The sequence below is a fragment of the Polyangium sp. 6x1 genome (assembly GCF_029946515.1).
Classification (GTDB): domain Bacteria; phylum Myxococcota_A; class Polyangia; order Polyangiales; family Polyangiaceae; genus Polyangium.
On the sequence record NZ_JARZHH010000001.1, the window covers coordinates 599,388 to 611,566 of the forward strand.

At 69.0% G+C, this 12,179-nt stretch carries 11 protein-coding genes; 6 read left to right on the top strand and 5 right to left on the bottom strand.

The window, feature by feature from the left end:
- Nucleotides 1–167: 167 nt before the first annotated feature.
- The 3 genes from QHF85_RS02390 to gspC all read left to right on the top strand — a co-directional run bounded on the left by QHF85_RS02390 (nt 168) and on the right by gspC (nt 3,690).
- Complete coding sequence (locus QHF85_RS02390; protein ID WP_281325375.1) at nt 168–1,412, top strand: S41 family peptidase; 1,245 nt, start codon at nt 168–170, stop codon at nt 1,410–1,412.
- 62 nt (nt 1,413–1,474) lie between these two features.
- On the top strand, nt 1,475–2,632 hold the full coding sequence (locus QHF85_RS02395; protein WP_281325376.1) for an alpha/beta hydrolase: 1,158 nt from the start codon (nt 1,475–1,477) through the stop codon (nt 2,630–2,632).
- A 95-nt stretch (nt 2,633–2,727) separates the two neighbouring features.
- The gene (gene gspC / locus QHF85_RS02400; RefSeq protein ID WP_281325377.1) at nt 2,728–3,690 is read left to right on the top strand and encodes a type II secretion system protein GspC; all 963 of its coding nucleotides are present in this window, start codon (nt 2,728–2,730) and stop codon (nt 3,688–3,690) included.
- Between the two features lie 5 nt (nt 3,691–3,695).
- On the opposite strand, the gene QHF85_RS02405 is transcribed toward gspC, so the two are convergent.
- On the bottom strand, nt 3,696–4,664 hold the full coding sequence (locus tag QHF85_RS02405) for a pirin family protein (protein WP_281325378.1): 969 nt from the start codon (nt 4,662–4,664) through the stop codon (nt 3,696–3,698).
- Nucleotides 4,665–4,710: 46 nt separating this feature from the next.
- Nucleotides 4,711–6,048: a DEAD/DEAH box helicase gene (locus QHF85_RS02410; RefSeq protein WP_281325379.1), complete on the bottom strand. Its 1,338-nt coding sequence runs from the start codon at nt 6,046–6,048 to the stop codon at nt 4,711–4,713.
- 223 nt (nt 6,049–6,271) lie between these two features.
- Between QHF85_RS02410 and QHF85_RS02415 the strand changes: the two genes are divergently transcribed.
- Nucleotides 6,272–6,628, top strand: a complete 357-nt coding sequence (locus QHF85_RS02415) for a hypothetical protein (protein WP_281325380.1) — start codon at nt 6,272–6,274, stop codon at nt 6,626–6,628.
- A 76-nt stretch (nt 6,629–6,704) separates the two neighbouring features.
- Nucleotides 6,705–9,194: a serine/threonine-protein kinase gene (locus QHF85_RS02420; protein ID WP_281325381.1), complete on the top strand. Its 2,490-nt coding sequence runs from the start codon at nt 6,705–6,707 to the stop codon at nt 9,192–9,194.
- Between the two features lie 16 nt (nt 9,195–9,210).
- On the opposite strand, the gene QHF85_RS02425 is transcribed toward QHF85_RS02420, so the two are convergent.
- Nucleotides 9,211–9,756, bottom strand: coding sequence for an HD domain-containing protein (locus QHF85_RS02425; protein ID WP_281325382.1), 546 nt, complete (start codon nt 9,754–9,756; stop codon nt 9,211–9,213).
- A gap of 20 nt (nt 9,757–9,776) precedes the next feature.
- Nucleotides 9,777–10,625: an SDR family oxidoreductase gene (locus QHF85_RS02430; RefSeq protein WP_281325383.1), complete on the bottom strand. Its 849-nt coding sequence runs from the start codon at nt 10,623–10,625 to the stop codon at nt 9,777–9,779.
- Nucleotides 10,626–10,733: 108 nt separating this feature from the next.
- Here QHF85_RS02430 and QHF85_RS02435 point away from each other — a divergent pair, with 108 nt between their 5' ends.
- Nucleotides 10,734–11,249: a prolyl-tRNA synthetase associated domain-containing protein gene (locus tag QHF85_RS02435; protein WP_281325384.1), complete on the top strand. Its 516-nt coding sequence runs from the start codon at nt 10,734–10,736 to the stop codon at nt 11,247–11,249.
- Between the two features lie 30 nt (nt 11,250–11,279).
- On the opposite strand, the gene QHF85_RS02440 is transcribed toward QHF85_RS02435, so the two are convergent.
- Complete coding sequence (locus QHF85_RS02440; protein ID WP_281325385.1) at nt 11,280–11,495, bottom strand: hypothetical protein; 216 nt, start codon at nt 11,493–11,495, stop codon at nt 11,280–11,282.
- Nucleotides 11,496–12,179 lie beyond the last annotated feature (684 nt).

The following is a 12,179-nucleotide window of genomic DNA, read 5'->3' on the forward strand; positions in this document are numbered from 1 at the left end:
GCGCTCGCAGTGGCGCGCGCGTTCGTCGCCCGTCATCGCTCGCCAGTCCTCGTGGCATGGCTCGGCGATACGCAGCGTGCTGAGCTTCATGGAGCACGATATATCACGCGTCGGCGCGTGTTCGGAAGGTGCATCGCCCGCCGGGATGCGGTAGAAATCGCGCGCACATGAGCGACACGCAAAGGGAAAGTGCCACGTCGACGAAGACGAGCCGCAAGACGTGGCGGAGGGTCTTTCGCTGGATCGGGATCGGATTGCTCTCCATCGTGCTCGGGCTGCTCGGCTGGGACGTCGTCACGTTCGACCGCGGCGCGTGGCAACGCGATTTCGACGCGCTCGAGGTCGCGATGGCGAAGGAGTACGCAAACCTCGACTGGATGGTCGAGCATCGCGGCGTCGATCTCGTGAAGCTCGATCGCGACACGCGCGCATCCCTCGGCGGCGCATTCACGCGGGTGCAGGCTTTCCTCGCTTTGCGGCGCTTCGTTCGCACGTTTCAGGATCCCCATTTCAAGCTGACGAGAGGCGCCGGCCACGCGAGCCCCTCGCCTTCGGAAAATACCTCGCCGTCCGAAGCGCCTCCCGCGCCCGTCGCGAGCTGCGCGGCGGCCGGGTACGAGGCGCGCCCTGTCGATTTTCGTTTTCCCTTCAAGAAAATGCCCGGCTTCGCGCCGACGCATGAAGCCCCTTTCCCCGCCGGCGTGGCCGGCGAGCTCGGCGTGATTCGTATCGCCCATTTCGGAGAGGACAGGTACCTCGCCACCTGCGAGGCCGTCTTCAAAGCGGGAATGGATGAAGACGCGTTGCGGCTCGCGGTCCGCGCCAGACTTCAGGAGGCCTTGCAGACGGCGATCGGAGCCCTGCGTGACCGCGGCGCCAGACGGCTCCTCGTCGATCTCACCGGCAATGGCGGCGGCACCGAGTGGGTCTCGGAGGCCCTCGCCCTGTTCACGAGCGGGACGTTGCGGCGGAGCGAGGCCAGGATCGTCAAGCCGAGCTGCGATCGCACGCCCATCTGGAAGGGCGAGAAGGTTTGCTCGATCTTCGGTGACGGGCCCGGAACGGCGACGCTCGAAGGCAAAGGCGTCTGGAAAGGCCCGCTGTTCGTCCTCGCGGATCGCGGCACGGGCTCGGCCTCCGAGGATTTCGTCGCCTGGCTCAAAGACAACCACGCCGCCACGATCCTCGGCGCCCGCACGGCAGGCGCGGGATGCGGGTACGTGAATGGCGGGGGCCGCACCGCGCTGCGGGAGATCGGATTCGAGGTGCGAATGCCGAACTGCGCGCGCTTCCTCGCCGATGGGACGAACGAGGTGGAGGGCATCGCGCCGGATATCGCGCTCCCGCCGGGCAGGTCCGACGAGGAGAAAATCGCCGCGCTCACGGGCGCGCTCGCGCCTTTGCGGGATTGAACCCCGCTCGCAGGGATGTCACCATCCAAGGCGTGCGCGGCTCGGCTGTCTGGAGGGAACCCATGCGTCTCGCGTTGCTGCCGCTCGCCGTGTCGCTGCTCGGCGCCTGCGCGTCGGCGCCGCCCGCGGTCCCCCACGCGACGAGCCCCAAGGCCGCGCCCACGCCCTCCGCTGCAGAGCACGCTCGACCGCGGCTGCCGAAAGAAGAAGTGGCCGTCTCCTTCGATCGCGGCCTCTGGCGCCTCGAAGGCACGTTGACGCTGCCCGCGCGCGAGGAGGGGGCGCGCGTGCCCGCCGTGGTCATCGTGCACGGCAGCGGGCCCATGTCGCGCGACGGCGTGATGCGTGGACAGATCGGGCTCGGCTTCGGCTTCGAGATCCCCGTCTACCAGCGCCTCGCCGACGCGCTCGCCGACCGCGGGTACGCTGTGTATCGGTACGACAAACGCACGTGCGGCGCATTCAACGATTGCGCGGACGGCGGCTTCACGTCCGTGCCCTACGCCCTCCTCGAGGTGGAGTTCGCCACGACCGAATACGTGCTCGACGCCGAGGCTGCGCTCGATGCGGTGGCAGAGCGCCCCGAGGTCGATCCCGATCGGCTCTTTTTCGCGGGGCACAGCGAGGGCGGAGAGCTCGTGCCCGTGCTGCTGTCGGACAGGCCGCGGGTGCGCGCCGGGGTCATGCTGGCGCCGCCCTTTCACACGATGGCCGTGGTGCTGGAGCAGCAAAGCGAGCGCGTCCGCTGGTCGTTCACGATGGCCGGGCAGCCGGAGCGCGCCGAGGCGGAAGGTCGTGAATTGCTCGCCGCCGCGCAGGCGCTGCGGCAAATCGAGCGAGGCACGCACCTCGGCGGGCCGATCCTCGGCCAGCCGCCAGGCTTGTGGGAATCGTGGATCGAGCTCGCGAGACGGGCTCCCGATCTCGCGAGGAAGCTCGATCGGCCGCTGCTCGTGCTCGGCGGGAGCTATGATTACAACGTCGTGCCCTCGGAGATCGAGAGCTGGGCGAAGTGGCTCGACGGCGCGTCGCGCGCCCCGCACCGGGTGCGCGTGCTCGATTGCGTCACGCACGCCCTGAACTGCATCACCCAGCCGGACGCCACGCGCATCAAGCCGGGCGACATCGGGCGCGACATCTCGCCCGAGGTGCTCGCGGAGGTCTCGCGGTTCCTCGATGCCCACGCGTCGCGTGCCAAGCTGACAGAAGCGACGCGCTGATCCGAAGCGCGCCGGCCATTTTGTCGACCGTCCGCGCGGGCTTGCTGCCGTTTCCGCGGGGATCTGCAGAGCTCGAAAGCTGGCACGAGGCTCGCTTGTTCCCCCTTTTCATGGGATTCGACGCGCGCTCGAAAAAATGGTTCCCCGCGGTCCTGGTCCTGCTCGTGGGTCTCGCCGCCTATTTTCAGGCCGCCGGGCTCGGACGGCTCGTCGCGTCGAGCCTCACGGGCCCGCCCTTCGAGCCGCTCTCGCCGAGGCCACAAACGAAGGTGCGGAACGCGCTGGCCGCGGTGCAGGACGGAAAAAATGGCGGGGCCATTCTTGGACGCAACCCCTTCGATTCGATCACCGGCCCCCTCGCGCGCCAAGGCCCGCCGGACGACGGGGACCCGAAGCCTCCCGAACCGCTCGGAGATCCCTATGCCGATCCGATCTGCGACGCGGCGAAAGTCCTGCTCATCACGGAGGCCGACGACGCGCTCTGGTCGTTCGCGGCCATTGCAGGGCCGGACGGCAGGGCCTCGCTGCGGCGGCTCGGCGACGACATCGGCGGGCGCACGGTGCACGCGATGGCCTGGGATCGGGTATGGCTGCGGCAGGGAGAGGCGCGGTGTCAGCTCCCCTTGCACGAGCGGCGCGAGGGCCCGGTGGCGCGCAAGAAGCCCGGCGACGCGCCCTCGAAGCCCGCCTCCGGCGCGCGTGTGCCCCCGGAACTCGCTGATCGCATTCGCAAGGACGCGGACAACCATTACGTGGTCGATCGCTCGGTCATCGATACGATCCTCGAACGTCCGGACCTCCTCGGCGCGGCGCGCTTGGCGCCGGCGCGCGAGGGCGACACGGTCGTGGGCATGCGGGTCAGCGGAATCCGTCCCGGCTCGTTGCCCAGCCTGCTCGGGCTTCAGAATGGGGATCGGCTCGATAGCATCAACGGATTCGAGACGAGAGATTTGACGAAGATGGTGGAGGCGTTCGCGCGATTGAAGGCCGCCGACCGGCTCGACGTGCGTATCGTCCGCGGGGGCAAACCCACGTCGATCGAGGTCGAGATGCGATGAGACCGTCAGCCGCCCACGAGGCGCCCCGAGCGATAATCCTCGTAGGCCTGCCGGATCTCCTCGGCCGTGTTCATCACGAAGGGCCCGCGGCGCGCGATGGGCTCGCCGATGGGCTGTCCTGCGAGGAGCAAGAGGCGCGCTCCCGTGGCGCTCGTCGAGACGGCCGATCGACCCGCGCCGAGCACGGCGAGCTCGCCCCGCGCGACGGGCGTGCCCTCGGGCCCGATCCGCGCGGCGCCGTCGATGACGTACACGAATGCATTGTGCTCGATCGGCAAGGAATGCCGGAAGCTCGCGCCCGCCGCCAGCGTGACGTCGAGCATGCTCGGCGCGACGACGACGCCGTCCACGGGACCGCGCCTTCCCCCCGCCTCCCCGGCGACCACCCGCACCCGGGCGTCCGCGATATCGACCTCGGGAATCGCCGACGGCGGGATGTCCTGATACCGCGGCTTCGTCATCTTCCGCGCGGCCGGGAGGTTCACCCAGAGCTGAAAGCCCCACATGAGCCCCTGCTCCTGCTTGGGCATCTCGGAATGAACGATGCCGCGGCCCGCGGTCATCCATTGTGCGCTGCCCGGGACGAGGCGCCCCCGATTCCCGACGCTGTCCTGATGCTCCATCGCGCCGTGGATCATGTACGTGACCGTTTCGAAGCCACGGTGCGGATGATCGGGGAATCCCGCGATGTAATCGTCGGCGCGATCGGTGTGGAACTCGTCGAGGAGGAGGAAGGGATCGAGGTCGGGCAGGGCCTGGCCCCCGAGCGCGCGCGAGAGCCGCACGCCGGCGCCGTCCCGCGTGGGCTGCGCCGTGACGATCCGCCGCACGGGGCGCGCGTCGGGATCGAGCCCGCTCCCTGCGGCGAGGGGCGCGGGCGCGTCGGTCTCACGCGCGAGCAGGGCGAACGTCGCCGCGGGGAGGACGGCCCCCGCGGCGAGGAGGAAGTGGCGCCTGGTCGGAGCACGGGCCATGCACGCGAAGATAGCGTGCGAGCGGCCCGCGCTCAATGGTCGGAATTCAGCTCCGACGGCCGCGCGGAGGACGCGGCGGGCGCGGTCCGCGGGGGCGCTGCGGCTCGGGCGCGAATGCCCGGCGCGGCTCGGGGCGCGCCGCGGGCGTCTCCTGGGCGGGAGGCGCCTGTCCCTCGGCCACCGGAATGCGGCGGCGGAGCAGCTTTTCGATGTCCGAAAGCAACGCGCGCTCCTCGCGGTCGCAGAACGAAATGGCGCTGCCCGTCGCGCCCGCGCGGCCCGTGCGGCCGATGCGATGCACGTAGCTCTCGGGCACGTTCGGCAAATCGTAATTGATGACGTGCGAGACGCCCTCGACGTCGATGCCGCGCGCCGCGATGTCCGTGGCGACGAGCACGGGCGTGACGCCGCGGCGGAACCTGTCGAGGGCGCGCTCGCGGGCGCCCTGCGATTTGTTGCCGTGAATGGCGAGCGCCTCGATGCCGGCGCGCACGAGCTGCTCGGAGATGCGGTTCGCCCCGTGCTTCGTGCGGGTGAAGACGAGCGCGCGCTCGACGCTCGACGCGCGCAGGAGCCGCTCGAGCAATGCGCGCTTGTCGGCCTTCTCGACGAAGAAGATCGATTGCTCGACCGTGTCGGCGGCCGCGCGCGCGGGCGTGACCGAGACGCGCGCCGGGTCGACCAGGATGTTATCGGCGAGCGCGGCGATCTCGCGGGGCATCGTCGCCGAGAAGAAGAGCGTCTGCCTTTGCTTGGGCAGCGCCGCGACGACGCGCCGCACATCGTGGATGAAGCCCATGTCGAGCATCCGATCGGCCTCGTCGAGGACGAAGACCTCCACGCGATCGAGGCGCACGAACCCTTGTTGCATCAGATCGAGCAGGCGGCCGGGCGTCGCGACGAGCAGGTCGGGTCCCTTCGCGAGGTTCTCTTCCTGCGGCCGTTGCCCGACGCCGCCGTAAATGACGGTGTGGCGGAGGCCGAGGTGACGCCCGTACGCGGTCACGCGCTCGCCGATCTGCGCGGCGAGCTCGCGCGTCGGCGTGAGGACGAGGGCGCGAATGCCGCCGTGCCGCTGCGTCTTCGAGAGCCGCTGGAGGATTGGCAGGACGAACGCCGCCGTCTTGCCGGTGCCGGTCTGCGCGCAGCCGAGCAAATCACGGCCGGTGAGCGCCTCGGGGATGGACTGCGATTGAATGGGCGTGGGGCGCTCGTAGCCCTCTTTCACGAGGGCACGCACGAGCGGGGCCGCGAGGCCGAGCGCGACGAACGCGGCGCCCGGCGCCTCGGAGACCATGGAAACGGAAGCGATCGGCGCGGTGCCCTCGACACGCGGCGCCTCGACGGGGGCCGCCATGGGCCGCCCGGGAACGGAAAAAGTCACGATGAAAATGCTCTCTCGCGGCCCGAACCCCTGAAGGGTGTGGCTTGTCGCTTGCCCCCTCCCGCCGAGCCGCCAGGGTTCGGGAAGGGCGTGAAACGACCCGTCTGGCCGCTCCACCGCGGCGCGACACTCATCACGGTGCGCACCGCCACGCCTTCCCGGTTGCCTTCGTTCGGACGCAAGCACGCGGGGCCATGCCCTCACATGCTCGCCGGATAGGATCGTGAGCCCGAGCGTGGTAGCGCACGGCAGCGGCACGCGCAAGGGCCATCGGCCGGCGTGGACAGCTCGGCGCGTGGGGACGTTCGATCCACCGTCGTGGCCGTCTCATTTCGTGAACGGCAGGAAGCCATGGTCGAAGCGTTATGCGCGCACCCGAAGTTTTACGCGGCGCATAACGTTTTTTCTGGAATGGGGCCTGCGCGGCAGAACGTACACCCGGACCGATGCGTGCGATTTCCCCGAGGACGCCGCGCCGGAGCAGGGCATCGTGGGGCCTCGCGAGCGGCCGACGCTCGACGCGATCGTGGCGTACGTGCGCGAAGACGAAGCGCGCGCCGCTGCAGATGCGGCGACGTGATGCTCGAAGGCCGCCCACCTTGACACCCAACGTCGCTCGCGGTGTCCTCACGGCTGCTCGCTGAGGAGGCGCGCCCATGCTTCGCTTCTGGCAACGCCGCAAAGACGATCCGCGCGTCGGCCCTCCGTCCCAGGAGGGGGCCGACGAGGGCGCGGCGCGCGCGGCGGAGCTCGAAAAGGCGACGTTCAAGCCGGGGATGCAGATCGCCGGCAAGTTCACGCTGCAGCGCCTCATCGCCGCAGGCTCGATGGGCACCGTCTTCGAGGCCTGGGACATGTTCGTGGAGCGGCGCGTCGCCATCAAGCTGATGCACCCGAACTTCGACCGGGACCCCGGCATGATCGCCCGCTTCCGCCGCGAAGCGCAGACGACCGCCGCGATCCAGCACCCGAACGTCGTCACCATCCACGAGGTCGGGCAGCGCCGCGACGGCACGTTCTACATGGTGCAGGAGCTGCTCGAAGGCGAAAGCCTGCGCGAATACCTGGCGCCCCGCGGCCGGCTCACCGAGCACGAGGCGATGACGATCATGGTCCCGATCATGGGCGCGCTCGTCGCCGCGCACAGGCGGGGCATCGTGCATCGCGACATCAAGCCCGAGAACATCGTCCTCACGGACTCGCCGTCCGGCGAGATCGTCCCCAAGCTCATCGATTTCGGCCTCGCCCGCGTCAATACGCTCGATCCAGGCCGCAAGCTCACGCTGAGCGGCGTCGTCATGGGCACGCCCGAGTACATGGCGCCCGAGCAGGCGAAGGGAGATCCGGGGATCGACGCGCGGGCCGACGTCTGGTCCGTCGGCGCGGTCCTGTTCGAGCTGCTCTCCGGGAGGCGCCCCTTCGACGGCCCCACGCACCAGGCCGTGCTGATCAAGATCGTCACGGAGGCGCCGCCGATCCTGTCGATGCTCGTCCACGACATCCCCGGCGCGTTCCTGGAGGTCGTCCAGGGAGCGCTCGTGCAGCCGCGCGAGGGCCGCTACCCGTCGATGCAGGCATTCCGAGACAAACTCGTCTTCGCCTACGAGAACATCTCGCACCGCGTGGTCCTCCCGCCGACGCGAGGACCCAAGGACGAGGGCGAGGTCGCGCCCGAGCCGCGCGACGAGGCGGAGGCGCCCGAGGCCGCGGGTGCGGACGTGCTCGAGCTCGATCCGGCCGATCTCGTGCTCGACGAGGACACGGTGACCGAGCTCGACGAGGCGATCGCGAGCCTCGCGACGACGAGGATCGCCACGGTCCCGCGCTCGGAGATCGAGTGGCGCGACGCGGCCGCGCTCTTCCCCGGCGCGCCCCCGACGGCCGACGAGAGCGCCGCGTTCGACGCGCTCAGCGTGAACGCGCTGCGCGACGCGGAGGCGAACGCGGCGCGCGCGATCGAGGCGTCGGGCACGCCGGAGACGATCGCGCGCATGCGGCTCGTGCAGGCGATCGCCCATCGCTGGCTCGGGCACATGGCCGAGGCGAGGCGCGCGGCGGAGGAGGCGATCACGCGCCTGCCGCGAGGAAGCACGGCGTATCACGCCGCGCTCGGGCACCTCGTGATCGCGTCGGCCAGCATGGGCGACGGCGCGCGGATCGGCGCGTTCGTCGACGAGCTCGCGGCCCTCGCGCGCGAGGGCGTGACGAGCGAAGCGCACATCGTGACGGCGGGGCGCCTCGTCATCGCGCTCGTGCGCGCGGGCCTGCCGGATCGCGCGCACGAGGTCTTCGCCGGCGCGCAGAGGCTCGCGCAAAGGCACAGCGTGGTGAGCTCGTTCGTCCTCGCGTGGCTCGACGTGGCGCGCGCGGAGATCGCGCTGCACGGGGGCGATCTCATCGCCTACGTGCGGCGAATCGAGTCGGCCGTGGAGAACTTCACGTCGGCGGGCGACATGCGCAACGCCTGCCTGCAGCGCTGCAACATCGGCAACGCGTACCTGCAGCTCGGCGCATATGCCCTCGCCGTCGCGGCGTTCCGGGAGGCGCAGGCGATCGCCGAGCCGATGCAGCTCGACTTCGTCTCGTCGCTCCTCGCGAACCTCGGCTACGCGCTCGCGCACATGGAGAACCTGCCGGAGGCGATCGCCGTGGAGACGGCGGCGCTCGAGCTGCTCGTGCGACAGGGCAACCGGCGCGGCGAGGGGTTCGTGCGGGGCTACCTCTCGATCATCCTGCGGCTCGCGGGGCGCACGGACGAGGCGCTCACGATGGCGCGGCAGGCGATGGAGGTCTCCGAGGGCGTGCCCGCGGCGCGGGCCTGCGCGCTCGCGCTCATCGCGGCGATCGCGATCGCCCGGAACAACGTGCTGGAGGCGTACCAGAAGGCCTCGGAAGCGATGCAGATCCTCGGTCGGCTCGAAGGGATCGAGGAAGGCGAGAGCCTGATCCAGTGGACGTACGCGCTCGCGCTCCGCGTGAACGGCGCCGAGGTGGAGGCGCTCCAGCAGATCACCGAGGCGCGGCGAAGGCTGCTCAAGCGGGCCGATCGGATCAGCGATCCGCGCTGGCGACAGAGCTTCCTGGAGCAGGTGCCCGACAATGCGCGGGTGATGGAGTTCGCGGCGATCTGGCTCGGCGAGCGGTGAGAGGCGCGGGCGAAGCTTACGGCGCCTCTCCGATGTAGTCGCCGTACGCCTCGATCTTCGCTTCGAGCCTCGCAGCGAGTGGCGCGCTCGCCGGGCCCAGCGCTGCGAGGATCCGCCTCGCCTCCTCGCGATACGCGATCCGCTTTTCGCGCGACCAGTACGGCGGCGGCGCGGCGAGGTTCGTGATGCGGTCGGCGAGCTTCACCATCCACACCTCGCGGGGCTCGCGCTGGATGCGGGCGAGCGAGTCGGCCATCTGCTCTTCCTTCGGCAGGCGCGCATCCTTGCTCAACGCGCGCACTCCACACGCCACGGAGGCGCCGAAGAGCCGCGTCATCTCCTCCTCGGACGCGCTCGTGTCCTCCAGCGTGTCGTGGAGCAGCGCGCACGTCATGGCGAGCTCCACGTCGAACGAGTCCTTCGTCGCGACGGCGAGGATCTCGGCAGCGACGGTCACCACATGGGTGATGTACGGATGCTGCTTGCCGGGGACGCGTTGCGCGCCGTGGGCATCGGCTGCGAAGCCGAGGGCGCGCGCGTACGTGTCGGGGGAGAACGTCATGCGGGGATCGTACCCCGCGTTCAGGCCGAGAGCTTCTCCGACAGCTCCCACAGGCCTTTCGCCAGATCGTCGTTCTGCGCGTGGCGCGTCGTGCCCGCGATCTTCCGATCGAAGAAATACTCTCCGTTGTAGGGCGCGGCCTCGTCGCTCGTCGCGAGCCAGACGATCGTATCGGCGCCCTTCTCCGGGCTCCGCGCGAAGAGCGCGGCGGCCGCCTTGACGAAGACCGCTGCGATCGGGCCCGTGTTCAGCGCGAACCCTGTGCGCACGTAACCGGGATGCATGCAGTTTGCCGTCGCGCCCGAGCCCTCGAGGCGCCGGGCGAGCTCGCGCGTGAAGAGGATGTTCGCGAGCTTCGAATCGCCGTAGGCGCCAAAGCCGGCGCTGCCGCTCCGCTTGACGACCGTCGCGAGATCCATCTTGCTGACCTTGTGGGCGTGGCTCGACGTGCTGACCACGCGGGCCTTCGGCGTCTTCTTGATCAGGTCGAGCAGGCTCGTGGTCAGGACGAAGTAGGCCATGTGGTTCAGCGCGAACGTCATCTCGATGCCGTCCGGGCTGAGCTTGTAGTCGGTGAAGACGGCGCCGGCGTTGTTCACGAGCACGTCGAGCCGGTCGTATTTCGCGCGGAAGGCGTCGGCCACGGCGCGGGTCTCGGCGATCTTCGAGAGGTCGCCGAGGAGGAGCTCGATCTTCTCGTTGCCGCTCGCGTCCTTCAGCTCCTTCACCACGCGCTCGCTCTTCTCGCGGCTCCTGCCGACGAGCACGAGCGTCGCGCCTCGTTGCGCGAAGGACCCGGCGGCGGACTTGCCGATGCCTTCGGTCGCGCCCGTCACCAGAAAGACTTTGCCTTCGAGATCCTTCGCCATCGCGTCGCTCCTTGGTCGAGGCCGCATCTGTAGCGCACGTGTGTGCTGCCGGGGAGATGGACGCGCGAAACGTTGATCGACGGCGCCGCGCGCGGTAACGAGACGCGCATGACGAGCCCCCAGAGGGACGCGCTCTTCGCGCGGCTCGTGGCCCTTGGCATCGAGACCGAGACCGTCGCGCACCCGCCTGTCTTCACCGTGGAGGAGGCCAAGGCGCATCGCGTGCGGCACGACGGCACCCACGTGAAGAACCTCTTCTTGCGCAACAAGAAGGGCTCGATGTGGCTCGTCGTGCTCGACGAGGATCGCGCGGTGGACCTCAAGGACCTCGGCCGCCGCATCGGCGCGGGCCACGTCTCGTTCTGCTCGCACGAGCGCTTGCGTCAGCACCTCGGGGTCGAGCCTGGGTCGGTCACGCCGCTCGCTGCGTTGATGGACGAGGCGGGCGTGGTGCAGGTCGTGCTCGACGCGAAGGTCCTCGCGCGGGATCCGGTGCATTGCCATCCGCTGACGAACGACCACACGACGGCGATCCGCGGGGCCGACCTCGTCCGGTTTCTTCGGGCGACGGGCCATGAGCCGACCGTCCTCGACCTCGACGCCCCTGCCGCGCCCTCTCTATAAGGAGGAGGCTCGCGGCCCGGGGGGGCAGCCTCATGCTTCGCCCCAGGTGAATGCGAGATGAAAGAGCTCGCGGCTGCGTTCCATGTCGTCTCGACGGGCGCGGAGCATGACTTCATCCCCGTCGGTCCCGAGCATGTAGCCGACGGTGATCTTGCCGCCGAGCCGCGACACGACGAGCTCGAGCCCGGGCAGGATGGTCCAGTAGAGGCAAAGGGGCTCACCAGAGGCTTCGATCCAAACACTCATCACACATTCACCTACCCAAGTGGGTGCGGTTCCCTCCTGCCCTGTTAAGTGTGTTGAGAGGGCGGTTTGTCCGAAAAGATCGACAGAGCGTGGTCGATTTTTGGGGGCTGGGGTCGCCCGAGAGATCGGGTTTGGGAGGTAGAACCTCCCGTAGGGTTAAGTGTGTTGAGAAGGCGGATCGTCCACCAGAAACGACGTGGTCGTGTCGTTTTTTCGGACGCACCCAGGGGAGGTTGGTCCGGGTACGGTTCATATGTGCAGGTAGTACGTGTTCGCGGAAAAACTACGCTGGGACCGTGCTCAGAAACTTGCACGGGATCGGTGTTTGTCTCTTCCCCCAACGACAAACCCTGTGGTACGGATCCCCGGACGCACCAATGTGAGGTGCAAGCATTTATTTGCCTCGAACGGTGGATGAGTTCAAGCAGTGGGATTGGTGATGCGTTCGTGGTCACTCCTGTTTCTGACTATCGCTCTCCCGTTCGACGCCCTGGCCTGTGATGTCGGGTGGAGCGAAGACGCTAATTTCAAACCTGTGTGTGTCTGCGGCATAGGCACACCTGAAGAATTCGCTGACTGCCTCGCTGAAGGTTTCCCACCGGATCCCGAGACTTGCCCGGCAGACGCCGGAACTGATGGTGCGCCTGATGCTTGACCCGATCGGATATTTTGGAATGTGTGCAC

What these genes read in the sequence shown, in the direction of transcription:
- QHF85_RS02390 (WP_281325375.1), top strand. Translation starts at nt 168, where the DNA reads ATGAGCGACACGCAAAGGGAAAGTGCCACGTCGACGAAGACGAGCCGC.
- QHF85_RS02395 (WP_281325376.1), top strand. Translation starts at nt 1,475, where the DNA reads ATGCGTCTCGCGTTGCTGCCGCTCGCCGTGTCGCTGCTCGGCGCCTGC.
- QHF85_RS02405 (WP_281325378.1), bottom strand. Translation starts at nt 4,664, where the DNA reads ATGGCCCGTGCTCCGACCAGGCGCCACTTCCTCCTCGCCGCGGGGGCC.
- QHF85_RS02420 (WP_281325381.1), top strand. Translation starts at nt 6,705, where the DNA reads ATGCTTCGCTTCTGGCAACGCCGCAAAGACGATCCGCGCGTCGGCCCT.
- QHF85_RS02425 (WP_281325382.1), bottom strand. Translation starts at nt 9,756, where the DNA reads ATGACGTTCTCCCCCGACACGTACGCGCGCGCCCTCGGCTTCGCAGCC.
- QHF85_RS02430 (WP_281325383.1), bottom strand. Translation starts at nt 10,625, where the DNA reads ATGGCGAAGGATCTCGAAGGCAAAGTCTTTCTGGTGACGGGCGCGACC.
- QHF85_RS02435 (WP_281325384.1), top strand. Translation starts at nt 10,734, where the DNA reads ATGACGAGCCCCCAGAGGGACGCGCTCTTCGCGCGGCTCGTGGCCCTT.
- QHF85_RS02440 (WP_281325385.1), bottom strand. Translation starts at nt 11,495, where the DNA reads ATGAGTGTTTGGATCGAAGCCTCTGGTGAGCCCCTTTGCCTCTACTGG.